At 64.8% G+C, this 22,688-nt stretch carries 23 protein-coding genes; 13 read left to right on the forward strand and 10 right to left on the reverse strand.

Going from position 1 to position 22,688, the window contains the following annotated elements; translation table 11 throughout:
• The first annotated feature begins 94 nt into the window (after positions 1-94).
• On the forward strand, positions 95-277 hold the full coding sequence (locus tag E2I15_RS00350) for a hypothetical protein (RefSeq protein ID WP_137483864.1): 183 nt from the start codon (positions 95-97) through the stop codon (positions 275-277).
• Between the two features lie 97 nt (positions 278-374).
• Here E2I15_RS00350 and E2I15_RS00355 read toward each other — a convergent pair whose 3' ends face one another.
• Positions 375-770 (reverse strand): hypothetical protein, encoded by a 396-nt coding sequence (locus E2I15_RS00355; RefSeq protein ID WP_240536760.1) that lies wholly within the window; start codon positions 768-770, stop codon positions 375-377.
• Positions 771-1,376: 606 nt separating this feature from the next.
• On the opposite strand from E2I15_RS00355, the gene E2I15_RS00360 reads away from it, so the two are divergent.
• On the forward strand, positions 1,377-1,994 hold the full coding sequence (locus tag E2I15_RS00360; protein ID WP_137483863.1) for a helix-turn-helix domain-containing protein: 618 nt from the start codon (positions 1,377-1,379) through the stop codon (positions 1,992-1,994).
• Positions 1,995-2,080: 86 nt separating this feature from the next.
• Here the strand turns inward: E2I15_RS00360 and E2I15_RS00365 are convergent, their stop codons facing one another.
• From E2I15_RS00365 to E2I15_RS00375, 3 genes are all read right to left on the reverse strand, one after another.
• Positions 2,081-2,329 carry a hypothetical protein gene (locus E2I15_RS00365; protein WP_137483862.1) on the reverse strand — a complete coding sequence of 83 codons (249 nt, stop codon included), beginning with the start codon at positions 2,327-2,329 and terminating at the stop codon, positions 2,081-2,083.
• A gap of 155 nt (positions 2,330-2,484) precedes the next feature.
• Entirely contained in the window at positions 2,485-3,204 is a 720-nt protein-coding gene (locus tag E2I15_RS00370) for a Crp/Fnr family transcriptional regulator (protein WP_137483861.1), read from the reverse strand.
• A gap of 189 nt (positions 3,205-3,393) precedes the next feature.
• Positions 3,394-4,104 (reverse strand): Crp/Fnr family transcriptional regulator, encoded by a 711-nt coding sequence (locus E2I15_RS00375; RefSeq protein WP_246668464.1) that lies wholly within the window; start codon positions 4,102-4,104, stop codon positions 3,394-3,396.
• 551 nt (positions 4,105-4,655) lie between these two features.
• Between E2I15_RS00375 and E2I15_RS00380 the strand changes: the two genes are divergently transcribed.
• The 6 genes from E2I15_RS00380 to E2I15_RS00405 all read left to right on the forward strand — a co-directional run bounded on the left by E2I15_RS00380 (position 4,656) and on the right by E2I15_RS00405 (position 12,326).
• Positions 4,656-6,179, forward strand: a complete 1,524-nt coding sequence (locus tag E2I15_RS00380) for a flagellin N-terminal helical domain-containing protein (RefSeq protein ID WP_137483860.1) — start codon at positions 4,656-4,658, stop codon at positions 6,177-6,179.
• A gap of 389 nt (positions 6,180-6,568) precedes the next feature.
• Positions 6,569-9,304 carry a hybrid sensor histidine kinase/response regulator gene (locus E2I15_RS00385; protein ID WP_137484181.1) on the forward strand — a complete coding sequence of 912 codons (2,736 nt, stop codon included), beginning with the start codon at positions 6,569-6,571 and terminating at the stop codon, positions 9,302-9,304.
• Between the two features lie 11 nt (positions 9,305-9,315).
• Positions 9,316-9,786 carry a chemotaxis protein CheW gene (locus E2I15_RS00390; protein ID WP_155262142.1) on the forward strand — a complete coding sequence of 157 codons (471 nt, stop codon included), beginning with the start codon at positions 9,316-9,318 and terminating at the stop codon, positions 9,784-9,786.
• Positions 9,787-9,849: 63 nt separating this feature from the next.
• Positions 9,850-10,215 (forward strand): response regulator, encoded by a 366-nt coding sequence (locus tag E2I15_RS00395; protein WP_018273268.1) that lies wholly within the window; start codon positions 9,850-9,852, stop codon positions 10,213-10,215.
• A 75-nt stretch (positions 10,216-10,290) separates the two neighbouring features.
• Positions 10,291-11,457: a protein-glutamate methylesterase/protein-glutamine glutaminase gene (locus tag E2I15_RS00400; protein ID WP_137483928.1), complete on the forward strand. Its 1,167-nt coding sequence runs from the start codon at positions 10,291-10,293 to the stop codon at positions 11,455-11,457.
• Positions 11,454-12,326: a CheR family methyltransferase gene (locus E2I15_RS00405; RefSeq protein ID WP_137483927.1), complete on the forward strand. Its 873-nt coding sequence runs from the start codon at positions 11,454-11,456 to the stop codon at positions 12,324-12,326. Before E2I15_RS00400 ends, E2I15_RS00405 begins: the two co-directional genes overlap by 4 nt.
• Before the next feature lie 177 nt (positions 12,327-12,503).
• On the opposite strand, the gene E2I15_RS00410 is transcribed toward E2I15_RS00405, so the two are convergent.
• Positions 12,504-13,661: a glutathionylspermidine synthase family protein gene (locus E2I15_RS00410; protein WP_137483926.1), complete on the reverse strand. Its 1,158-nt coding sequence runs from the start codon at positions 13,659-13,661 to the stop codon at positions 12,504-12,506.
• Positions 13,662-13,694: 33 nt separating this feature from the next.
• Entirely contained in the window at positions 13,695-13,916 is a 222-nt protein-coding gene (locus E2I15_RS00415) for a hypothetical protein (RefSeq protein WP_137483925.1), read from the reverse strand.
• Positions 13,917-14,019: 103 nt separating this feature from the next.
• On the opposite strand from E2I15_RS00415, the gene E2I15_RS39655 reads away from it, so the two are divergent.
• Complete coding sequence (locus tag E2I15_RS39655; RefSeq protein WP_155262143.1) at positions 14,020-14,310, forward strand: hypothetical protein; 291 nt, start codon at positions 14,020-14,022, stop codon at positions 14,308-14,310.
• 162 nt (positions 14,311-14,472) lie between these two features.
• Here the strand turns inward: E2I15_RS39655 and E2I15_RS00425 are convergent, their stop codons facing one another.
• Together E2I15_RS00425 and ctrA are read right to left on the reverse strand one after the other, a co-directional pair.
• Complete coding sequence (locus E2I15_RS00425; protein ID WP_137483923.1) at positions 14,473-14,877, reverse strand: DUF350 domain-containing protein; 405 nt, start codon at positions 14,875-14,877, stop codon at positions 14,473-14,475.
• Positions 14,878-15,044: 167 nt separating this feature from the next.
• Positions 15,045-15,746 carry a response regulator transcription factor CtrA gene (gene ctrA / locus E2I15_RS00430; RefSeq protein WP_016848562.1) on the reverse strand — a complete coding sequence of 234 codons (702 nt, stop codon included), beginning with the start codon at positions 15,744-15,746 and terminating at the stop codon, positions 15,045-15,047.
• Between the two features lie 367 nt (positions 15,747-16,113).
• Between ctrA and fliI the strand changes: the two genes are divergently transcribed.
• The 4 genes from fliI (at position 16,114) to E2I15_RS00450 (ending at position 19,689) form a co-directional block, all read left to right on the forward strand.
• Complete coding sequence (gene fliI / locus E2I15_RS00435; RefSeq protein ID WP_137483922.1) at positions 16,114-17,439, forward strand: flagellar protein export ATPase FliI; 1,326 nt, start codon at positions 16,114-16,116, stop codon at positions 17,437-17,439.
• Between the two features lie 108 nt (positions 17,440-17,547).
• A complete protein-coding gene (fliJ, locus tag E2I15_RS00440) occupies positions 17,548-17,967 on the forward strand; it encodes a flagellar export protein FliJ (protein WP_137483921.1) in 420 nt (139 codons plus the stop codon).
• 201 nt (positions 17,968-18,168) lie between these two features.
• Positions 18,169-18,714: a sigma-70 family RNA polymerase sigma factor gene (locus E2I15_RS00445; RefSeq protein ID WP_038382814.1), complete on the forward strand. Its 546-nt coding sequence runs from the start codon at positions 18,169-18,171 to the stop codon at positions 18,712-18,714.
• A gap of 3 nt (positions 18,715-18,717) precedes the next feature.
• Positions 18,718-19,689, forward strand: coding sequence for an anti-sigma factor (locus E2I15_RS00450; RefSeq protein WP_137483920.1), 972 nt, complete (start codon positions 18,718-18,720; stop codon positions 19,687-19,689).
• 269 nt (positions 19,690-19,958) lie between these two features.
• Here the strand turns inward: E2I15_RS00450 and E2I15_RS00455 are convergent, their stop codons facing one another.
• Together E2I15_RS00455 and flhA are read right to left on the reverse strand one after the other, a co-directional pair.
• Positions 19,959-20,159 carry a hypothetical protein gene (locus tag E2I15_RS00455; RefSeq protein ID WP_137483919.1) on the reverse strand — a complete coding sequence of 67 codons (201 nt, stop codon included), beginning with the start codon at positions 20,157-20,159 and terminating at the stop codon, positions 19,959-19,961.
• A 385-nt stretch (positions 20,160-20,544) separates the two neighbouring features.
• Positions 20,545-22,677, reverse strand: a complete 2,133-nt coding sequence (gene flhA, locus E2I15_RS00460) for a flagellar biosynthesis protein FlhA (protein WP_155262144.1) — start codon at positions 22,675-22,677, stop codon at positions 20,545-20,547.
• Positions 22,678-22,688: the final 11 nt, after the last annotated feature.

The raw sequence follows: 22,688 nt of genomic DNA on the forward strand, positions 1-22,688 counted from the left end.
GCATTGAACGAAATTCCGCGCCGAGCGACCACATGAGGTGGAACCAAATTTCATTGCCGCGATTTAACAATGACGCTCATCGGGGCTGACAACCATGAAGATGCTCAAGCGTCTCTTCCGATTGACCTGGCTACGCCGGGCCGCAAGCAAACCAGCCGATTTTCCGCCTGCCTCCATCGATCCTGACGAATTCAGCCGGCTGCTTTGCAGCGGGCGCGCCGAGGATTTGCGGACACTGGCAAAGAGATTGAGCCAGCGCTCGCGGGCCCACGCATAGGCGGTGGATCGGATTCAATCGCTAGCCCGGTCTTCGGTCAAAACCGGCAAGTCCGGCGCGCGGCCGTGACTCCCGGCATCGGTCTCGATGCGACCAGCTACTGCTTTGCTTTTTCATGATTGCCGATCCCGACCGCCTTGTAGTCATAGGTCGGGTAGAACTCGGTGTGGTAGGCGCCCCAGGCACTGTTCTCGATCACGCGGTTGACCTCGCGCAGCCGCGATGCCGGCAGCCGCAGCGTCACCACCTGGCCGATCCCCATCATCACGTACCAGCTGACGACCTCGACCCCCTCGGGCGGAAACGCCTTGTAGAAGCCCTGCCGCTCAAGTTGGGCATTGAGCTCACCGAGCGGGCGTGACTGATCATGCTTGAAGAAGATGGTGAGCATGACCGCGTTGTCGGGCGTCGGCGTTGCATCGCTGGTCGGCGGAGTCTGGGCCCGCGCGCCTGCGCCAAGCAGCAGTGCCGCGGCGAGCGCCGCAATCGTCATCCAGGATATCCAGGACCCGTTCCGCCCTCGCTTCATGGCCGCGCCCTTGCTGATCGAGAGGCGGCGATCATCGCGACGCCTGTCGGGTCTGTAAATTGACATTCGCCTGATCCGATCCCGGCCCAATGCGCACCCGATGCGGCTCGGTTGATGTGAACCGTCTCATAGGTGCGCGCGCCCGCATGCGGTATGCCGACCCTATCCCGATGCCGAGAGGGATGATCGATGACGACCCGACGAATGGCGTATTGGTGGTTCAGGTTCGTTCTTTCGGGGCGGTTCCTGCAGAAATTCCTTCGGCTCCGGCGCCCCTGAGGCGATGCCGGGCCGCGAATTCCGGCCCTTTTCAATCCGGAACCAGGGGGCCGGAAACGGCTGGCCTGTTGAAGGTCAACGCCAGGCCGAGAATCTCGCCGATGGCACCCGAGCCCACCCGTCCCGTAAGAATACTGTAATTCGACTCAAATATGCGAGATTCGTTGCCAAATCAGCGGTAATCTGCGCCTGCTTGGCAGGTCGGGGCCCGAGGTCACAGTTGCGTCACCCGTAGTTTTACGGAGTCCCGTGTTAACGCGGCCACAAGTTCACCATTGGTAAACCATACCTATGACGCAACATGACAATCGAGCCGAGGCGCGCCTTCCGGCATGGATGGGTGGAACCGCGACGCTCGAGCCGCAGCCGCCTGAGCCGCAGCCGCTCGAGACTCAGGGAACCGCAGCGCTGCGGCCGCAGGCCGACGCCGGTGCCGCGATTGTCCGGCAGTTCAATGGGCCGGTGACGGCGCTGTTGCTCTATATGAATGAGCTCAAACAGCACAGTCAGCAATTCGCGCACGCGCCCGGCAATGGCGTCTATCTGCGGCAGGTGATCGAGAACGCGCTCGAGCAGACCGAGCGCGTGTCCGCGATGCTGAAGCAGATTTCCGACCTCTATCCCAATGCCGTCCCGGCCGTCGATCTCAAGCCGCCGGGCGACGACAAGCCGGCAGGCTCCAGGTCGCCGGATGTCATGTTCGCGCCGGAAGCCGGCCGCAAGCCGTTGACCAAGCGCGAGCGGGAAGTGCTCAGCCTGATCAGCGACGGCTGTTCCAACAAGCAGGGCGCGCTGCGGATGAATATCAGCCCGCGCACGTTCGAGAGCCATCGCGCCGAGGCCATGCGCAAGCTCGGCGCGCGCAACACCGCCGATCTCGTCCGCAAGGCCTTGCTGCATTCCGCATAGAGCGTTTTCAAGCGGAGTGGTTCGCGTCAAGAAGACGCGCCAAAACTGCAATCCAGAACCCCGTTCGGTTCGTTAGAACCCGGTTCTCAGAAATCGTCTTCCGCGGCGAAGCACAGGCGCGGCGCGAGCCGCGCGGCCGGCGCGGCCGCCTTCGGCTCATCCGGAACGATCGTGACCACCCATGCCGCCGTCGCGCCAGACTTGCTTTCGACGATCGCGCGCACGCGTCCCGTGACGGTCGCGCCGGCCGACCGTATGGTCGCGGTCCGGCCGTTGAACTGAGCCATGCGGAAGCGCCGGGCTTCCTTCCGGTCGGTCGTCTGGTACGTGAACATCGGCTCCCCCGTGCGTCCACGCAACTGTGCGGATGCAGCGTTATCCGACGGTGAAAATCGCACGCCGTAGAAGTACGGCTTGCACGGCGGTCAGAGCGCTTTCGAGCGAAGCGGGTGCGGGGTCGCGCGAAGACAACGCGGCAAGATGACCAACTCTAGCGGCCGACTTCCTGACAATTCAGCAGTCTCGCATATTGCGCCTTGACCGCGGCGTAGCATTCGCACGCGGTCCTGATCAGCCCATCCGCGTTGGTGATCTCGATGTGCCCGCGGCTGTAGTGGATGAAATTGGCCTGTTGCAAGGTATGCGCGACCAGCGACACGCTGTTGCGGCGCGCACCGATCATCTGCGCCATCGCCTCCTGCGTCAGGACGATCTTGTTGCTGCCGGAGAGATCGCGCGTGTGCAGCAGGCATCGCGCCAGCCGTGACTCCACGGTGTGCACGGCGTTGCAGCCGGCGGTCTGCTGGATCTGGGCATAGACGGCGAGCCCATGCCGGATCAATCGCGCGCGAAGCGTCGGGCTCTGGCCGGCAGCTGCGCGCAACGGCTCGAGTTCCACGGTCGAGGCGATGCCGGGCACCAGCACTGTGGCGTTATTGAGGACGGGCCCTTCGACGAGCGGGGCGAACGCGCCATAAATGCTGTCGCGGCCGACCATCGCGACCTGCACGCGCTCGCCTCTTGCCAGCTTGACCACCAGCGAGATCACGCCCTTGTGCGGCATGTATGTCCGCTTGAGCATCTCGTCGGTCTCGACCAGGACCGAATCGGTCGCGAGGTCGACGGTCCGCAGATGCGGCCGAATCAATTCGAAATCGCTTGCCGAGAGCGACGCCAGGAATCCGTTGGGTGATCGAGGAACCGTTTCCAAAGCAACCTCCAGCCTACCGGCAAAGCTTGTCTCTGGGCCCAGGGCTGACGTGCGGCTGGACGTCGTTGCAACCTATTCTGGCACGCCAGGGTTCCAATGGAAACATGTCTTGGTTCCAATAGGAATAGACCTATCGCCGCACATTCGCGTTGTCCGGCCGGTCACAGTCGGGGCAGGGCGGTGCGCCGGTCAGTCTTCCGGCCCGATCAATCGTTCGGCGTGCGCCTTGACCGTCGTGTAGCATTCACACGCCGCCTTCCGCAGGCCGTCGATATCGGTGATCTCGATATGACCGCGGCTGTAACGCAGGATGCCGGCCTGCTGAAACCCATGTGCGACAATCGAAACCGCATTGCGCCGGACACCGATCATCTGCGCCAGCATCTCCTGGGTTAGCGGCAACGCCTCGCTGCCGCACAAATCGCGCGCGCGCAGCAGCCAACGCGACAGCCGTGCCTCCACCGGATGGGAAACATTGCAGGCGACGGATTGTTGCGTCTGCGCCATCAGCGCCTGCTCATAGAGCGCAACCAGGGTCCGGAAATCCGCGCTGCGATCTGCTGCCTCGCGGAAATCCTCCGCACGCACCATCGAGGCCGAGCCTGGCACCACAACAATTGCGTCGGCAAGCAGCGGCCGCTCGTGCAGGGCGGCAGACGCGCCCACGACGCCGTCACGACCAATGGTTGCAATTTCGACAGATTGCCCGTCGGACAGATTGATCATCATCGAGACCACGCCGCTATGCGGAAAATAAACCCGCTGCACCGGCGCGCCGGCATCGGCGAGCGCCGTTTCCCTGGTCAGGTCGACGGTTTCCAGAAGGGGATGAAGCTGCGCGTACTCCGTGGAGGGAAGTGCTTGCAACAGACGATTGGGCGGACGCGATACCGCGGACATTGGTGCTCCTGCCGAGGGCGGGAGCACTTACGGTCTCGCATCACCTACTCTTGGCGTGTGGAATGATTGCGAACATAGCTTGCCTGTCCAATTGCACAAGGGTTGTAGTGTTGAAACTATACCCTCTAGAGGGCAGACGACGTGGCCGTCGCCGGCACCGGTGATCGGCGTCGATTCGCGCGGCGCGAGACACGGGCGCGAATTTGTCTCTCATTTATTGATTTCCATTAACTCTGTTCCTCGCCGGACTTTGCATCGTGATGACTGGCAACGCCGGCTATCGACGCGAAGGGCCGGCCGCGCCGGGATGTCGCAAGTCCTGCACATGCGCACGAAATTCGCGGCCATGACGTCGGTCCGGCGCCGAACGTGCGCTGCCGCGGTCAACCGTCGCGCCGGCTGCCGGTCGAATCACAGGCAAGGCCGTTCTGGGTATTTGTACGGACCAGCCCTTTAACGAACGGGTAGCGCGGACGGACCAGTGTGGCGTGGGTCGCCGTGCGAAATTTACGGCGTCGCGTCAATCGTGTTCATCCAGAAGGGTATCCAGTATGTCCGGCATCGTTCTTTCGGCATCGGTCCGTCAAAACCTGCTTTCGCTGCAGTCGACCGCTGACCTGCTCGCCACCACGCAGAACCGCTTGTCCACCGGCAAGAAGGTCAACACTGCTCTCGACAATCCGACCAACTTCTTCACGGCGCAGTCGCTCGACAACCGCGCCAGTGACATCAACAACCTGCTGGACGGCATCGGCAACGGCGTGCAGGTGCTGCAGGCCGCCAACACCGGCATCACCTCGCTGCAGAAGCTCGTCGACAGCGCCAAGTCGGTCGCCAACCAGGCCCTGCAGGCTGCCGTCGGCTATTCCGCGAAGTCGTCGGTGACGACCGCCGCGATCCCCGGCGCGACCGCCGACAACCTGCTCGGCACCGCGACCCCGACCAATGCAACCCTCACCAGCACCGCGGCCTATACCGGCATCGACCTTACCGCGGCCGGCGCGAACCTGACGTTCCAGATCAACAGCCAGACTGTGACCTTGAACTCGGGCACGAACTACTCCGCCACCCAGGTTCGCGACGCCATCAACACGCAGGTCGGCGCCAGCGCCAAGGTCGCCGCCTCGATCGACGGCACCGGCAAGCTGGTCCTCACCAGCACCAACACCGCCGGCGCCGCGGACTCGCTCACCGTCGGTACGTTCAGCTCGGGCGACGCGACGCAGCTCGGTCTCCCGGCCGGTGCGACGGCGACCGCGAACGGCACGGCTGGCGCGAGTCCGCTGGACACCCTCACGCTGACCATCGGCGCGACCGGCAACGGCACTGCGACCAACATCACCTTCGGCACCGGCACGGGCAAGGTGAAGTCCCTCAACGACCTGAACGCCGCACTCGCGGCCAACAATCTGCAGGCCTCGCTCAGCGCGGCCGGTGCGCTCACCATCAGCACCACCAACGATGCCGCTTCGGCGACCATCGGCACGATCGGCGGCACGGCTGCCGGCGCCGGCAAGCTGTTCAACGGCCTCACGGGCAGCGCTCCGGTGCAGGACCCGACCGCGCTGGCGAACCGCGCCAACCTGGTCAACCAGTACAACAACATCCTGGACCAGATCACCACGACCGCCCAGGACGCGTCGTACAACGGCATCAACCTGCTCAATGGCGATCAGCTCAAGCTGACCTTCAACGAGACGGGCTCCTCGACGCTGAAGATCCAGGGCGTGACCTTCGACGCCACCGGCCTCAACCTCACCAAGCTGGTGGCCGGCACGGACTTCGTGGACAACGCTTCGGCCAACGCCACGCTGAAGACGCTGAACAACGCGAGCGGCCTGCTGCGCACCCAGGCTTCGACCCTCGGTTCGAACCTGTCGATCGTGCAGATCCGCCAGGACTTCTCGAAGAACCTGATCAACGTGCTGCAGACCGGCTCGTCCAACCTGACGCTGGCCGACACCAACGAGGAAGCGGCCAACAGCCAGGCGCTGTCGACCCGCCAGTCGATCGCGGTGTCCGCGCTGGCGCTGGCCAACCAGTCGCAGCAGAGCGTGCTGCAGCTGCTCCGCTAAGCGTAGCCGCGACAGACATCGACTATCGAGGCGGCGGAGGAAACTCCGCCGCCTTTTGCTTTGGCTGCGCTTAACCATCCCGCCGGGTTCAACCAATGGGCGATCGCGTTCGGATGCAGGCGGTCATCATGGCGCGAGCGTTTTGCGCGACTTAGCGGTCCTCAATTCCAATTAGTTCAAATTGCGATGACCGATGGAACGGCCTCTTTCCCGTCCGGGTGGTAAGGCCTGTCCTTGTGAGACCGGCCGTGATGTCGTGATGCGTCGTCGAACTGCTGAAGCGCTTCATCGTCCGTATTTGCACGGACGGCAAAATTAACGTCGCCGTGAAGCCGGCCAAGTTATCCATGCACGGCGAGCGTTCCGTAGCACCTTGAGGGGACCTATCCATGGACGATCTGTTGCGCGAGTTCCTGACGGAGAGCAGCGAGAGCCTGGATACGGTCGACAACCAGCTGGTGCAGTTCGAGCAGGATCCGAACAACGCGAAGATCCTGGATAACATTTTCCGCCTGGTGCACACCATCAAGGGCACCTGCGGCTTCCTCGGGCTGCCGCGGCTCGAGGCGCTGGCGCATGCCGGCGAGACCTTGATGGGCAAATTCCGCGACGGCATGCCGGTGAAGGCGGAAGCCGTGACGCTGATCCTGTCCTCGATCGACCGCATCAAGGAGATCCTTGCGGGGCTGGAGGCGACCGAGGCCGAGCCCGAGGGCAACGACCGCGACCTGATCGATCAGCTCGAGGCGATGGTCGAGCACGGCATGGCGGCGATGGCTGCTGGTGCGACCGTTGCTGAAGAAGATGTGCCGGTCGTTGAAGCTCCGTCCGTGCAAGCGGCGATGACCCAGGCGGCGACCGAAGGCACGCTGGTGGTGCAGACGCTGGAGCGTGCGCTGCGTCCGGGCGAGGTCTCGCTCGACGAGCTCGAGCGCGCCTTCCGCGAGACCGAGACCGAAGTCGCCGCGCCGGCGCCGGCCGCGAAGCCCGTCGCTGCGCCCGCCGCCGCTGAGCCCGCTGAGGCTGCGAAGAAGCCGGCCCGCAAGGCCGCGGGTGAGGACGTCCAGGAAGGCGACAAGATCGCCAACCAGTCGATCCGGGTCAATGTCGACACCCTCGAACACCTGATGACCATGGTCTCCGAGCTGGTGCTGACCCGCAACCAGCTGCTGGAGATCTCCCGCCGCAACGAGGACACCGAGTTCAAGGTGCCGTTGCAGCGGCTCTCCAACGTCACCGCCGAGCTGCAGGAAGGCGTCATGAAGACGCGCATGCAGCCGATCGGCAATGCCTGGCAGAAGCTGCCGCGCATCGTCCGCGACCTCTCCGGCGAACTCGGCAAGCAGATCGAGCTCGAGATGCACGGCGCCGACACCGAGCTCGACCGCCAGGTGCTCGACCTGATCAAGGATCCGCTGACGCACATGGTGCGCAACTCCGCCGATCATGGGCTGGAGACCACCGCCGAGCGGGTCGCGGCCGGCAAGCCGGAACAGGGCACCATTCGCCTCTCGGCCTATCACGAGGGCGGCCACATCATCATCTGCATCGCCGACAATGGCCGCGGGCTCAACACCGAGCGGATCAAGGCCAAGGCGCTCCAGAACGGTCTCGTCACCGAGGCCGAGCTCGAGAAGATGACCGAGGCCCAGATCCACAAGTTCATCTTCGCGCCGGGCTTCTCGACCGCCGCGCAGGTCACCTCGGTGTCCGGCCGCGGCGTCGGCATGGACGTGGTGCGCACCAATATCGACCAGATCGGCGGCACCATCGACATCAAGAGCGTGGCCGGCGAGGGCGCTTCCGTCACCATCAAGATCCCGCTGACCCTGGCGATCGTCTCCGCGCTGATCGTGGAAGCCGGCGGCGACCGCTTTGCGATTCCGCAATTGTCTGTGGTCGAGCTGGTGCGGGCCCGCGCCAACTCCGAGCACCGCATCGAGCGGATCAAGGACACCGCGGTCTTGCGGCTGCGCAACAAGCTGTTGCCGCTGATCCACCTCAAGAAGCTGCTCAAGATCGACGACGGCGCGACCTCCACGGATGCCGAGAACGGCTTCATCGTGGTCACGCAGGTGGGCAGCCAGACCTTCGGCATCGTGGTCGACGGCGTGTTCCACACCGAGGAGATCGTGGTCAAGCCGATGTCGACCAAGCTGCGGCACATCGACATGTTCTCCGGCAACACCATTCTGGGCGATGGCGCCGTGATCATGATCATCGACCCCAACGGGATTGCAAAAGCGCTCGGCGCGTCCGGCTCCTCGGCCCATGACCTTGCCGACGACAATGCCGCGGCGCATGCCGCAAGCGGCGAGCAGCTGACCTCGCTGCTGGTGTTCCGCGCCGGCTCCTCACAGCCCAAGGCGGTGCCGCTCGGCCTCGTCACCCGGCTGGAAGAGATCGCAACCGACAAGATCGAGCTCTCGAACGGCCGCTACATGGTGCAGTACCGCGAGCAGCTGATGCCGCTGGTGCAGATGGCCGGGGTCGAGGTGCAGAACCAGGGCTCGCAGCCGATCCTGGTGTTCGCCGACGACGGCCGCTCGATGGGGCTCGTGGTCGACGAGATCATCGACATCGTCGAGGAGCGGCTCAACATCGAGGTCGCGGGTTCGCAGGACGGCATCCTCGGCTCGGCGGTGATCAAGGGCCAGGCCACCGAGGTGATCGACGTCGGCCACTTCCTGCCGATGGCGTTCGCCGACTGGTTCTCGCGCAAGGAGATGCGCCCGTCGGCCTCGGCGCAGTCGGTGCTGCTGGTCGATGACTCGGCGTTCTTCCGCAACATGCTGGCGCCGGTGCTGAAGGCCGCCGGCTACAAGGTCCGGACCGCGGGCGGCGCGCAGGAAGGGCTCGCCGCGCTGCGTTCGGGGCAAAGCTTCGACGTCGTGCTGACCGACATCGAGATGCCCGAGATGAACGGCTTCGAGTTCGCCGAGAACATCCGCAGCGACCACAATCTGATCGGGCTGCCGATCATCGCGCTGTCGGCGATGGTGTCGCCGGCGGCGATCGAGCGCGGCCGGCAGGCCGGCTTCCACGACTATGTCGCCAAGTTTGACCGTCCCGGGCTGATCGCGGCGCTGAAAGAGCAGACCGCCGAGCTGCGCCGGGCCGCATAAGGAAAAGAGTGATGACCAGCAAGACCGAGACCAGCGAAGGCGCCATGGCCGAATACGTCACCGCCGTGATCGGCGGCCAGCTGTTCGGGCTGCCGATCTCGCGGGTGCAGGACGTGTTCATGCCGGAGCGGCTGACGCGGGTGCCGCTGGCCTCCAGCGAGATCGCCGGCGTGCTCAATCTGCGCGGCCGCATCGTCACCGTGGTCGACATGCGCGCCCGGCTCGGGCTGCCGAAGGCCGATGACGGCAAGCCTCCGATGGCGGTCGGCGTCGACCAGCGCGGCGAATCCTATGGCCTGTTGATCGACCAGATCGGCGAGGTGCTGCGGCTGCCCGACGACAGCCGCGAGGACAATCCGGTCAACCTCGATCCCCGCATGGCCAAGCTCGCCGGCGGCGTCCACCGCCTCGACGGCCAGCTCATGGTCGTCCTCGATGTCGATCGCGTGCTCGAACTCGTGCCCGATGCCAAAGCGGCGTGAACAGGGCCGCCCGAACTGAAGAACTGAAACATCCCACCGGGGATGAGGAAGTAGAGGTCGCAGATGAGAACCTGTCTTGTTGTCGATGACTCAAGCGTCATTCGCAAGGTCGCCCGCCGCATCCTGGAAGGGCTCGACTTCCAGATCGTCGAGGCCGAGGACGGCGCCAAGGCGCTCGAGGCCTGCAAGCGCGCGATGCCGGAAGCCGTGCTGCTCGACTGGAACATGCCGGTCATGGACGGCTACGAGTTTCTCGGCAATCTCCGCCGCATGCCCGGCGGCGATCAGCCCAAGGTCGTGTTCTGCACCACCGAGAATGACGTCGCGCATATCGCACGCGCGCTGCATGCTGGTGCCAACGAGTACATCATGAAGCCGTTCGACCGGGACATCGTCACCGCGAAGTTCCAGGAAGTCGGGCTCATTTAGGTCTACGTTCGATCCGGCGGCAGAAGCCTTCGGCTCAACGGTTGTTGTGCGTCGTGTTGCGTCGCTGGTGAAGTCATGAGTGTTGCGTTGACAAGTACTGCGGTCCCGGCATCGACCCGTACCGACAAGGTGCGGGTGATGGTGGTCGACGATTCCGTGGTGATCCGCGGGATGATCTCGCGCTGGATCGGCGCCGAGCCCGACATGGAGGTCGTCGCCTCGCTGCGCACCGGCCTCGATGCCGTCAACCAGCTCGAGCGCATCAACCCCGATGTCGCGGTGCTCGATATCGAGATGCCCGACCTCGACGGCATCTCGGCGCTGCCGCAGCTCTTGGCGAAGAAGCGCGATCTCGTCGTCATCATGGCCTCCACGCTGACCCGCCGCAACGCGGAGATCAGCCTGAAGGCACTCTCGCTCGGTGCGTCCGACTACATTCCGAAGCCGGAAAGCACGCGCGAGGCCACCGCCGCGGAAACCTTCCGCCACGACCTGATCCAGAAGATCCGTCACCTCGGCGCCAAGGCGCGGCGCAGCCCGGTGCACATGACGGCAAGTCCGCCGCTTGCGCCCGGTCATGATAGACCGCGTCCGCTGGCTCCCGCTGCCGCGCACCCGGCGCCGGCCCAGGCCACGCGCCGTTCGTTCGGCCTGCTGCCGCCCAGGGTGCTGCTGATCGGCTCCTCGACCGGCGGACCGCAGGCGCTGATGACGCTGGTCGCCGAGATCGGCCCGGTGATCGATCGCTTCCCGGTGTTGATCACCCAGCACATGCCGCCGACCTTCACGACCATTCTCGCCGAGCATCTGGCGCGCACCAGCAAGCGGCCGGCGCATGAGGGGATCGACGGCGAGAGCATCAAGCCGGGCCAGATCTATCTGGCACCGGGCGGGCGCCACATGCGCATCGCGCGCCACGGCGTCGATGCCACGATTGCGCTCGACGACGGGCCGCCGGTCAATTTCTGCAAGCCCGCGGTGGATCCGATGTTCACTTCCGCGATCGATGTCTGGCAGGGCGGCATCCTGTCGGTGATCCTGACCGGCATGGGCTCCGACGGCATGCGCGGCGGCAAGGACATCGTCGCCGCTGGCGGCAGCGTGATCGCCCAGGACGAAGCAACCAGCGTGGTGTGGGGCATGCCCGGTGCCGCGGTCAATGCCGGCATCTGCGCCGCGGTGCTACCGCTCAATCAGATCGCACCTAAGCTTGTTCGGGTATTTGCGGGAGACCGTTCGTGACGCCGCTGGACTACGAGTATCTGCGCAAGCTGCTGAAGGAGCGTTCCGGCCTCGATCTCTCCGCCGACAAGCAATATCTCGTCGAGAGCCGCCTACTACCCCTGGCGCGCCGGTCGAACCTCGCCGGGATTCCCGAGCTGGTGCAGCGGATGAAGGGCGGCGCGGAGTTGCTGACATCGGAGGTGGTCGAAGCGATGACCACCAACGAGACCTTCTTCTTTCGCGACAAGATCCCGTTCGACCATCTGAAGGAAGCGGTGCTGCCTGCGCTCGCGCAGGCGCGCGCGGCGCGCCGCAGCTTGCGCATCTGGTGCGCGGCGTCGTCGACCGGGCAGGAGCCGTATTCGATCGCGATGCTGCTGAAGGAGATGACTGCGCTGTTTGCCGGCTGGCGCATCGAGATCGTCGCCACCGACCTGTCGCAGGCGGTGCTCGAAAAGGCCAAGGCCGGCCTGTTCAGCCAGTTCGAGGTGCAGCGCGGCCTGCCGATCCAGCTGCTGGTCAAGTATTTCGTGCAGAAGGGCGAGCTTTGGCAGCTGAACGCCGATATCCGCGGCATGGTACAGCATCGCCAACTCAATCTGCTGCAGGACGTCTCGCATCTCGGCACCTTCGACGTGATCTTCTGCCGCAACGTGCTGATCTATTTCGATCAGCCGACCAAGGCCGGTATCTTCGGCAAGGTGGCCCGGATGCTCGAGCCCGACGGCGTGCTGGCGCTTGGCGCGGCGGAATCCGTGGTCGGCATCACCAACCTGTTCAGGCCCTATCCCGACCGGCGCGGGCTGTATCAGCCAAACACAGCGCCAGTCGCGCGCGCCGGCGTCGCGCTGCATCTGCTGAAGGCGGTCGCGTCCGCTGCGCGGTGAGGCGAGACATCTCGCTTTAACTCCGTCACCCTGAGGAGCCGCGAAGCGGCGTCTCGAAGGGTCGACGGCCACCAGCGGGGCCGTGCATCCTTCGAGACGCCCATCGGGCCGCGCTTCGCGCGGACCCGTTGGCGCTCCTCAGGATGACGGGGTTGAAAGCGCAACCGCGTCGTCGCGTTACAAAATCGCGTGCGGCAGGAAGCGCGAGGTGTTGCCGGTGATTGGATTTTCGTCTTCCCGAATCGACAGTCCGCAGGGCGTGCCGTCGACCAGCCAGCTGCCGAGCACCGGGTACTGCCCGGAAAAATTCGGCAGCGGCGCCAGTGCCTGGCGGATGAAACCTTCGGCGCCGTAGGGGCCTTGCTCGGCGACCAGCGTGACGCCGGCGCTCACCAGCTCGACGTTGGCGCCCTCGCGCGAATAGATCGGCTTGCGCACGAACGAAGTGCCGAGCTGGGCGGCCTGCGGGTCGTCCTCGAAATAGGCCGGCAGCAGATTGGGGTGGTTCGGAAACATCTCCCAGAGCAGCGGCAGGATACCCTTGTTGGAGAGGATCGCCTTCCATGGCGGCTCAATCCACTGCGTCGGCGCGGTGGAAAGATTCTTGCCGAACGCGTCGTGGAACATCCATTCCCAGGGATAGAGCTTGAACGCGAGCGCGATGGGGCGTTCGTCGAGGTCGACGAACTGACCGTCGTCGCGCAGTCCGATCTCTTCGATGTCGAGCAGCGTGGTCTTCAGCCCGGCCTGCGCCGCGGTGTCCTCGAGATAGGCGAGCGTGCCGGCGTCCTCGGCATTTCCGGTCAGTCCGGTGAGATGCAGCGGGTGGGTCGCGCCGATCCTCTTCCAGGCCTCGATCAGCCGGTCGTGGATCGAGTTGAACTGGTCGGCGCGCTTCGGGATGATGTTGCGTTGGATCGCCTGTTCGAGCCAGGTCCATTGAAACACCGCGGCCTCGAAGATCGAGGTCGGCGTGTCGGCATTGTATTCGAGCAGCTTGGCCGGGCCGCGGCCGTCGAAGGTGAGATCGAGCCGGCCGTACAGGCTCGGATTCTTGCGGCGCCAGCTTGCCGCGATCAAATCCCAGAACGCCTCCGGTATCTTCAGCCGGCGCAGATAGCGCTCGTCCTTGACCGCGCGTCCGGCGAGCTCGAGACACATCGCGTCGATCTCGCCGGTCGGCGCCTCGATCGAGCGCTCGATCTCGTCCAGCCTGAAGGCGTAATAGGCGCGCTCGTCCCAGTAACGTTCGCCGTCGATGGTGTGGAAGGTGAAGCCGGCGTTCTCGGCAGTCGTTCGCCAATCGTCGCGTTCGGGACATGCGATGCGTTGCATGAGGGAAAACCGCGCTCGCTCGTCAGCCTGGTGTCAGCTTCCGCCATGCGACGGATCGTCGTCGCCGTAGCGGGCGATGGTGCGCGGCGCGCCGCCGAAGCCGCCGGAGGGCGATCGTTCCGCGGACTTTCGCTTCGCTCCGTGTCCTGCGTGGTGAGGGTGGCTGCGGGCATGGCTTGGCGTCAGGCCGATCGACGCGGCGCCGATCGCGATACTTCCCATCAATTTCAGCCATACGCGGCGCGAGCGTTTCATGGACGCAATCCCTGCCTTGCCGTCTGCCGAGCCATGGCGAGTTTCCATCAGCTGCGCTCGCCCGGCAAGCGAAAGCGGGATGACATGGCGATGACACGGCAACATGCATCAGCCGCCGCTGAAGCCAAACGCATGCGCGAATGAACCGAAGCCGCCGCGGTTCACCGACGAGCTCGACGACGAGCTCGATGACGCGGAGGAGCCGCTCGACGAGGAGCTGCTGTTGAAGAAGCTGCTGCGCGCCGAGCCGCTGCTGCCGCCCGATCCGGACGACGAACTGCGCGCCGTGCAGTCGACGCCGGGTTGTGGCGGGACCGGCGTGGCGACGCCCGGTGCGGTGACGCCCGGCGGCGGCGGCACCGGCTGGCAATTCGGCCGCGGCATCAGCGCGTAGGCGCTGCCGCCGACCGCGAGCGTTCCCATCAAGAGCAGCGCGACCTGGTTGGAGCGCTTGGACGGCGCATCCGGCCGCGGCGGCGTCGGCACCGCCGGGACGACCGGTCGCCGTTTGCCGAAGTCCGGGTTCGGTTTGCGCGCCATGGTTTGGCTCAACGGCTCAGTAGATCATGCAGGCCGCGTTCAGCGCGCCTGCGGCCAGCGAGGACAGCCCGAGCCAGATCGCCGGCGCCATTTCGCCGGAGGCGATCCGCGCCGACAGGTTCGGCACCGGGATCTTCACGATGTAATAGACGATGATCTGCACGATCAGCGCGATGATGCTCCAGATCAGGCAGTCCACCACATTGGCGGAGTGGGCGATGGCGCTGACCACCGGCAGCACGAAGCCGAGCAGGCTCAAGCCCAGCGCAATCGCCGCCGCCGGATCGTTCTCGCGGATCAGCTGGAATTCGTCATGCGGCGTGACGCGCGTGTAGACGAAGAGGTAGGCGACCACGGCGATCAGCGCCGTGCAGAAATAGACCAGGAACGCCGGCAGCCCGGCGAGGGATTGCAGGATCATGTCGGGGCGGTCCGGGAGTTCGTCGGGATTCGCGCGAGGCAGGATTGCACGTTCCCTTGGTCGGCGCATGCCGACAGCCGGTTCAATCCCAAACAAAAACCCCGCCATTTGCGGCGGGGTTCAGGTCGAAAGGAGCGAACCTTGCGGTTCTCTGCGGGCCCAGAAGGTCAGGCGGGAATGCGCTCGTCGGCCTCGTGCGGCTCGCGCAGCACGTAGCCGCGGCCCCACACGGTCTCGATGAAGTTGCGGCCTTCGGAAGCGTTGGCGAGCTTCTTGCGGAGCTTGCAGATGAAGACGTCGATGATCTTCAGCTCCGGCTCGTCCATGCCGCCGTAGAGATGGTTGAGGAACATTTCCTTGGTGAGCGTGGTGCCCTTGCGGAGCGAGAGCAGCTCCAGCATCTGGTATTCCTTGCCCGTCAGGTGCACGCGCTGGCCGCCGACCTCGACCGTCTTGGTGTCGAGATTGACCACGAGATCGCCGGTCTGGATGACCGACTGGGCGTGGCCCTTGGAGCGGCGCACGATCGCGTGGATGCGGGCGACCAGTTCGTCCTTGTGGAACGGCTTGGTCATGTAGTCGTCGGCGCCGACGCCGAGACCCTTGACCTTGTCCTCGATGCCGGCGAGGCCGGAGAGGATCAGAATGGGAGTCTTGATCTTCGACACCCGGAGCTGCTTGAGCACGTCGTAGCCGGACATGTCGGGCAGGTTGAGGTCGAGAAGGATGATGTCGTAGTCGTAAAGCTTGCCGAGATCGACGCCCTCTTCGCCGAGGTCCGTCGTGTAGACGTTGAAACTCTCGGACTTGAGCATCAATTCGATCGACTGCGCGACGGCGCTGTCATCTTCAATCAGCAAAACGCGCATGCCAGTCCCCTATAGTCGCCGCTCCGGGCGTCAGGTCGGCCGCACTTGCGGCACTCACAAAACGCCTTTGAACAACTGATTCGGATCCTGACGAGATATGGTTAACAAAAACTGATTCCTCCGCGCAAGCTCTAACCGTGCAATTTTTGTCGAATCGCCCTAAGATATTGCGTAGAAGAAGCTTTTCCTAACCGCGTCCGTTCAGTTTCCACATTAAGAGACGGGCCTAACCGACTCTCGCGACTCGCCCTTCTTCTGATGGGCAAGCGACCTCAGTCACCAAAGACAGTGACGCAATGATTAATGATGCGGGTAAACACGAAGTTAAGCGGCCGGAGCAAAATCGTGGAAACTTAAGGTTTTCGCAATGAAGGCGCTCGCGGAGCAGATCGGCGACATCGACGGCGTCAATATTTATGGCCGCGTGGTCGGCGTCCGCGGGCTGATGGTCGAGATCGCGGGCCCCATTCACGCGATGTCGGTCGGCGCCCGCATCGTGATCGACGTCGGTGCGGGCCGCTCCATCCCCGCCGAGGTGATCGGCTTCTCCGGCGAGAACGCGGTGGTGATGCCGTTCGGCGGGCTCGATGGCGTCAGACGCGGCTGCCGCGCGGTGATCGCCAATGCGGCGAGCCAGGTGCGGCCGTCGCCGGCCTGGCTCGGCCGCGTCGTCAACGCGATGGGCGAGCCGATCGACGGCAAGGGCCCGCTGGTGCAGGGCGCCTCGCCGATGTCCTACCGCAACTCGCCGCCGCCGGCGCATTCGCGCAAGCGGGTCGGCCCGCCGCTCGATCTCGGCGTGCGCGGTCTCAATACCTTCTTGACCTGCTGCCGCGGCCAGCGGCTCGGCATCTTCGCCGGCTCCGGCGTCGGCAAGTCGGTGCTGCTGTCGATGCTGGCGCGCAATGTCGATGCCGCGATCTCGGTGATCGGGCTGATCGGTGAACGCGGCCGCGAGGTGCAGGAATTCCTCCAGGAGGATCTCGGCGAGGAGGGGCTGGCGCGCTCGGTCGTGGTGGTCGCGACCTCGGACGAGCCGGCGCTGATGCGGCGCCAGGCGGCGTATCTGACGCTCGCCATCGCGGAATATTTCCGCGACGAGGACCAGGATGTGCTGTGCCTGATGGACTCGGTGACGCGCTTTGCGATGGCGCAGCGCGAGATCGGCCTCTCGGCGGGCGAGCCGCCGACCGCCAAGGGCTACACGCCGACCGTATTCACCGAATTGCCTAAGCTGCTCGAGCGGGCGGGGCCGGGCACCGGCGACGGCACCATCACCGCGATCTTCACCGTGCTGGTCGACGGCGACGATCACAATGAGCCGATCGCGGATGCGGTGCGCGGCATCCTCGACGGTCATATCGTGATGCAGCGGGCGATCGCCGAGCGCGGCCGCTATCCCGCGGTCAACATCCTCAAGTCGGTGTCGCGCACCATGCCGCGGTCGGCCGACCCCGTCTTCCTACCCTACATCAACAAGGCGCGGCAGGTGATGGCGACCTATGCCGACATGGAGGAATTGATCCGGCTCGGGGCCTACCGGCCGGGTTCCAGCGCGGAGGTCGACGAGGCGATCCGGCTGCATGAGCCGCTCGAGGCCTACCTGCGCCAGGCCAAGGACGAGGCGACCAGCCTTTCCGACGGCTACCGGCAACTGGCTCAAATCCTGTCGGGTTTGGAAACGGAACGCTAACTTTGTCAGGCCATCATCGCCGGCACACCATAGCTATGCCGGCGGGGCCCAGCGGGGAGCCGGCTCTGTCCCGCGTTCAGATTTGGGACTTCTGGGGAGTATGAGTCGATGAAGTCACGTGAAACGCTGATCCGCCTGAAGAAATTTCAGGTCGACGAAAAGCGCCGTCGGGTTACCCAGATCGAGGGCATGATCGCCGACTTCCAGCGCATGTCGGTCGAGCTCGAGCGCGAGATCCAGACCGAGCAGGAGCGCGCCGGGATCAACGACCCCACGCACTTCGCCTATCCGACCTATGCCAAGGCCGCGATCCAGCGCCGCGAGAACCTGACCCGTTCGGCCGACGAGCTGCGCGTCCAGCTCGACGACGCCAAGGCGCTGCTGTCAGAGGCATTCGAGGAATTGAAGAAGGTCGAACTGCTCGACGAGCGCGACCAGGCGCGTGAACGCGCCGAGGAGAGCGCTCGCGAACAAGCCGACATGGATTCGATCGGCCTGATGCGGGCCCGTCTCGGCGTCATCGCCTGAGGCCCCGCTCCCTCCGCTGACCAGATTGAGAGCCCGGGCCGATCGCCCGGGCTTTTTGCTGGGCGCTGTCCACAAGCCGGCGGCCTGTCGGCCATTTGGCGGATCGTGGTGTCCCAAAATATGCTACCACCGGTCCGGACGGGACGATCGGCGGCACGGTGGCAATGACGCGATGGGGGATCGAGGCTTGGAGGGCGCAAAGTGCTGACGCCGGCTGAGCTGGTCTGGCTGATCGCCGCCGTCGCCAAGGGCGATGAGGCCGCCTTTGAGCGGCTGTATGCCGCGACCCGCGCGAAACTCTTCGGCGTCGTGCTCCGTATCTTGCGGCGACAGGATCTCGCCGAGGAGGTCCTCCAGGAGGCTTACGTCAAGATCTGGAACAGCGCCGGGCAGTTCAACCCAGCCCTGTCTTCCCCGATCACGTGGATGACGTCGATCGCGCGCAACCGCGCCATCGACGTGGTGCGCAAGCGCGGCGAGGCATCGCTGGAAGACGAGCCGGCCGCGATGGAGGTCGCCGCCGACTCGCCCGATCCGCTGGCGCGACGGGAAATGACGGAAGAGTTGAAGCGGTTGCTGGAGTGCGTCGGTCGTCTGGAGCCCGATCGTCAGAAGCTCGTGCTGCTCGCCTATTACAACGGCTGGAGCCGCGAGCAGCTCGCCGCAAAGTTCGAGACACCGGTGAACACGGTGAAGACCTGGCTGCGCCGCAGCCTGATGGATATCCGGGAGTGTCTTGGACTCTGATTGATGGCCTATAGCGAAGACCATATCGCGCTCGCCGCGGAATATGCGCTCGGTACGCTCGATGCCGAGGAGCGCGCGCAGGTCGAGACCATGATGGCCGTCGACAGCGAGTTCGCCGCGCTGGTGCAGGCTTGGCAGTTCAGGCTCGGGCCGCTGAACCAGATGGTCGGCCTGGTCGAGCCGCGTCCGGTGGTCTGGGACAGCATCAAGCTGGCGATCGGCCACGCGAGCGCGCCGCAGGCGCCGCTGGTGCTGCCCGAGACGCCGGCCGCGACGGCGGCGCCGCCGCCTTCGCCAATCACGGACGATCCTGAGTTCGGCTCGGCGTTCGATCCGGACGAGCCGCAGCCGCCATCCGAGGTCCGGCGGTTGCCCGAGGCCCGACAGCCACGGGTCATCTTCGACGAACGCAACGTGACCGCGCTGACCAACCGCGTGAAGCGCTGGCGTGGCATCGCGTCGGCCGCGACCGCGATCGCGGCCGCCCTGCTGGCGACGCTCGGCCTGCAGATCTACAAGCCCGACGCCTTGCCGAACGCGATCAGGCCAAAGCCGCGCATCCAGACCGTCGAAGTGAAGACGCCGGCGCCGGCGTTCACTCCATCGGCACAATATGTCGCGCTGTTGCAGGGGCAGAATGGCGGGCCGGCCTTCATCCTGACGATCGATGGCGCGACCAGGAATTTTACCGTCCGCAAGGTCGGCGCCGCGTCAGAGCCGGGCAGGAGTTTCGAGCTCTGGCTGATCTCCGACAAGCTGCCGCAGCCGCGCTCGCTCGGCGTGATCGGCGCTGATGAATTTACCGCGCGCCCGGTGCTGTCGGGCTATGATCCCGACGTGATCAACGGCGCCACCTACGCGGTGACCGTCGAGCAGGCCGGCGGTTCGCCGAACGGCCAACCGACCTCGGCCCCGATCTTCACCGGCAAGCTGATCGAGACCGTGCCGGGCGCGTCGGGTTCGACGCCGCGGTAAAAAGCCTTGGCCTTCGTCGTTCTCGGCCGATGCACATCTCGTCATGGCCGGGACAAGCCCGGGCATGACGAATTGGAGAGTTCGCGCCGATTAGGCCTACCGATTTGTTCGCTCAAACGACGCTGACGCGTAGCGCAAAAAAAAGAAAACGCCCGTGGGGAGCGGGCGTTTTCGATAGTCAACTTGGGGGTAGTTGGGGGTCTTAAATATCCACGCAGCGACTTTGGGGGGCTGTAAAGAACACTACGTGAATTCGTGAAATTCTCCTGTTAGCGGACCAGCGAGTTGCTGGAGCTTGTGACCGCAACCGGCTTGCCGGCCTTCATGACCCGCGCCGTCTGCGTGTATCCATCATCCGACGAATTATGTGCCGCAATACCGAAGCCTGCGACCAGGATACCGGCGAACAACGCCACAACCACAATCTTCAGATGCGTCATACGATCGGCGCTGTAGATCGAGTGGTTCATGGAAGTCTCCTGCCGCCTTCCTGCTCTAAGTAAATCTGTCGGTTCGGTCTATTGTCCGGTTCAACGTCTCGTGCCCCGCTAACGTAGGATTTGCCGATTCCGTTCCCTAGAGGCCATCACAAGGCCGTGATGAGACGTGATCGGGCGCGATCAAAAATGACCTTTTGGTAATCTGCGACGCATTAAAGCTGTTGAATATCAGTATCTTGATCTCGCGCTGGAATGCTGCATCCCAGATAGGTCCATTCCGGACCGTTCCACATAAATCAGTTGCCTGTGGCGAGAAAACATAGACGAAAACGCAAATGATTTGCGGCCGCTAGCGCGATTTCGCGCGAAGTGGATGCCCGGCAACCGGGAAGAAAACGCTTCCGAACAAGAGGCCCTAAACGCTGCCGACCGTCTTCAGCCGGGCGCGGGGATGGATCTCGGCCTGCGACAGGACGGTGGTCTGCGAGCGGAACCGTTCCACCAGTGAGCGAACGAACGGCCGGATCGCGGTCGACGTCACCAAGACCGGCGCCTCGCCCTCGCGCGCCGCCTGCTCGAAGGCGTTGCGCACCGCGGTCATGAATTCCGACAGTTTCGAGGGCTGCATCGCCAGGCTGCGGTCGTCGCCGGTGCCTACGATCGACTCCGCAAACGCCTGCTCCCAGCGCGCCGACAGCGCGATCAGCGGCAAATAGCCGTTCGGCGAGGTGTTTTGCGCGCAGATCTGGCGCGCCAGCCGGGCGCGGACGTGCTCGACCATGGTGGCCGGATTGCGCGAGAACGCCAGCGCGTCGGCGATGCCTTCGAGGATGGTCGAGAGATCGCGGATCGAGATGCGCTCGGCGAGCAGCAATTGCAGCACGCGCTGGATGCCCGACACCGTGACCTGGCCCGGCACGATGTCCTTGATCAGCTCGCCTTGCTCCTTCGGCAGGTCCTTCAAGAGCTTCTGCACCTCGCCGTAGGACAACAGGTCCGCCATGTTGGTCTTGAGCAGCTCGGTCAGATGCGTCGACAGCACCGTGGCGGCGTCGACCACGGTGTAGCCCTTCAGCGCGGCCTCTTCCTTCAGGCCGGCGTCGACCCAGGTCGCCGGCAGGCCGAAGGTCGGCTCGATGGTGTGGATGCCGGGCAGTTGCACCTGGTTGCCGGCGGGGTCCATGACCATGAACTGGCTCGGCCAGATCTTGCCGGTGCCGGCGTCGACTTCCTTGATCTTGATGACGTAGCTGTTGGCTTCGAGCTGGACGTTGTCGAGGATGCGCACCGCCGGCATAACGAAACCCATCTCGATGGCGAGCGAGCGGCGCAGCGCCTTGATCTGCTCGGTCAGGCGGTCGGTGCCGTCGGGGCCGTTGACCAGCGGCAGCAGCGCGTAGCCGAGCTCGATCTTGAGGTCGTCGATCTTCAGCGCGGCGGCGATCGGCTCCTCCGCGGCTGCAGCGCCGGCGGCCGCGGCAGCAGCCGGGGCAGCGGCTGCCGCCGTTTCGGCCGCCTTCGCAGCCCGCTTCTGCTTGCGTGCGTTCCAGGCCAGCACCGCGGCGCCCGAGCCCAGCGCCAGGAACGGCAGCGTCGGAATGCCCGGCAACAGCGCCAGCACCAGCATCACGCCGGCCGACATGCCGAGCGCCTGCGGATAGCCGGAGAGCTGGCGCATCAGCGCCTTGTCGGCGGCGCCGGTGATGCCGGCCTTGGAGACGAGGAGGCCCGCGGCGGTCGAGACGATCAGCGCGGGCACCTGGGTGACGAGGCCGTCGCCGACCGTCAGCACGGTGTAGGTGCGGGCGGCTTCGCTGAAGGAGAGGCCCTGCTGGGCGACGCCGATGATGATGCCGCCGACGATGTTGATGCCAACGATCAGGAGGCCGGCGATGGCGTCGCCGCGGACGAATTTCGAGGCACCGTCCATGGCGCCGAAGAAGCCGCTCTCGTCTTCCAGCGCCTTGCGGCGCTCCTTGGCGGCCTTCTCGTCGATCAGGCCGGCGGAGAGGTCGGCATCGATCGCCATCTGCTTGCCGGGCATCGAGTCCAGCTGGAAGCGCGCCGCGACTTCGGCGATGCGGCCCGAACCCTTGGTGATGACCACGAAGTTCACGATCACAAGGATCGCGAACACGATGATGCCGATCACGAAGTTGCCGCCCATCACGAAGTTGCCGAACGCCTCGATGACGTGGCCGGCGGCCGCCGTGCCCTCATGGCCGTGGCTCAGGATCAGCCGGGTCGAGGCCATGTTCAGCGACAACCGCAGCATGGTCGAGATCAGCAGGATGGTCGGAAACGACGAGAATTCCAGCGGCGCCTGGATGAACAGCGAGGTCATCAGGATCAGGATCGAGACCGTGATCGAGACCGCAAGGAAGAGGTCGAGCACGATCGAGGGCAGCGGCAGGATCAGCACCACCAGGATGGTGAGGACGCCGATCGCCAGCGCGATATCGCCGCGCTTCAAGATGTCGCCGATCTCGCCGAGGCTCGGCAATCCGCTCTTGCCTGCCGTGCCCTGACCTGCCGTGACGTCGACCATGGTAGCCGCTC

The sequence above is a fragment of the Bradyrhizobium sp. BR2003 genome (assembly GCF_009720285.1).
Taxonomy (GTDB): Bacteria; Pseudomonadota; Alphaproteobacteria; order Rhizobiales; family Xanthobacteraceae; genus Bradyrhizobium; species Bradyrhizobium elkanii.

What these genes read in the sequence shown, in the direction of transcription:
- E2I15_RS00350 (WP_137483864.1), top strand. Translation starts at nt 95, where the DNA reads ATGAAGATGCTCAAGCGTCTCTTCCGATTGACCTGGCTACGCCGGGCC.
- E2I15_RS00355 (WP_240536760.1), bottom strand. Translation starts at nt 770, where the DNA reads ATGACGATTGCGGCGCTCGCCGCGGCACTGCTGCTTGGCGCAGGCGCG.
- E2I15_RS00360 (WP_137483863.1), top strand. Translation starts at nt 1,377, where the DNA reads ATGACGCAACATGACAATCGAGCCGAGGCGCGCCTTCCGGCATGGATG.
- E2I15_RS00365 (WP_137483862.1), bottom strand. Translation starts at nt 2,329, where the DNA reads ATGTTCACGTACCAGACGACCGACCGGAAGGAAGCCCGGCGCTTCCGC.
- E2I15_RS00375 (WP_246668464.1), bottom strand. Translation starts at nt 4,104, where the DNA reads ATGTCCGCGGTATCGCGTCCGCCCAATCGTCTGTTGCAAGCACTTCCC.
- E2I15_RS00380 (WP_137483860.1), top strand. Translation starts at nt 4,656, where the DNA reads ATGTCCGGCATCGTTCTTTCGGCATCGGTCCGTCAAAACCTGCTTTCG.
- E2I15_RS00385 (WP_137484181.1), top strand. Translation starts at nt 6,569, where the DNA reads ATGGACGATCTGTTGCGCGAGTTCCTGACGGAGAGCAGCGAGAGCCTG.
- E2I15_RS00390 (WP_155262142.1), top strand. Translation starts at nt 9,316, where the DNA reads ATGACCAGCAAGACCGAGACCAGCGAAGGCGCCATGGCCGAATACGTC.
- E2I15_RS00395 (WP_018273268.1), top strand. Translation starts at nt 9,850, where the DNA reads ATGAGAACCTGTCTTGTTGTCGATGACTCAAGCGTCATTCGCAAGGTC.
- E2I15_RS00400 (WP_137483928.1), top strand. Translation starts at nt 10,291, where the DNA reads ATGAGTGTTGCGTTGACAAGTACTGCGGTCCCGGCATCGACCCGTACC.
- E2I15_RS00410 (WP_137483926.1), bottom strand. Translation starts at nt 13,661, where the DNA reads ATGCAACGCATCGCATGTCCCGAACGCGACGATTGGCGAACGACTGCC.
- E2I15_RS00415 (WP_137483925.1), bottom strand. Translation starts at nt 13,916, where the DNA reads ATGAAACGCTCGCGCCGCGTATGGCTGAAATTGATGGGAAGTATCGCG.
- E2I15_RS39655 (WP_155262143.1), top strand. Translation starts at nt 14,020, where the DNA reads ATGCATCAGCCGCCGCTGAAGCCAAACGCATGCGCGAATGAACCGAAG.
- E2I15_RS00425 (WP_137483923.1), bottom strand. Translation starts at nt 14,877, where the DNA reads ATGATCCTGCAATCCCTCGCCGGGCTGCCGGCGTTCCTGGTCTATTTC.
- ctrA (WP_016848562.1), bottom strand. Translation starts at nt 15,746, where the DNA reads ATGCGCGTTTTGCTGATTGAAGATGACAGCGCCGTCGCGCAGTCGATC.
- fliI (WP_137483922.1), top strand. Translation starts at nt 16,114, where the DNA reads ATGAAGGCGCTCGCGGAGCAGATCGGCGACATCGACGGCGTCAATATT.
- fliJ (WP_137483921.1), top strand. Translation starts at nt 17,548, where the DNA reads ATGAAGTCACGTGAAACGCTGATCCGCCTGAAGAAATTTCAGGTCGAC.
- E2I15_RS00450 (WP_137483920.1), top strand. Translation starts at nt 18,718, where the DNA reads ATGGCCTATAGCGAAGACCATATCGCGCTCGCCGCGGAATATGCGCTC.
- E2I15_RS00455 (WP_137483919.1), bottom strand. Translation starts at nt 20,159, where the DNA reads ATGAACCACTCGATCTACAGCGCCGATCGTATGACGCATCTGAAGATT.
- flhA (WP_155262144.1), bottom strand. Translation starts at nt 22,677, where the DNA reads ATGGTCGACGTCACGGCAGGTCAGGGCACGGCAGGCAAGAGCGGATTG.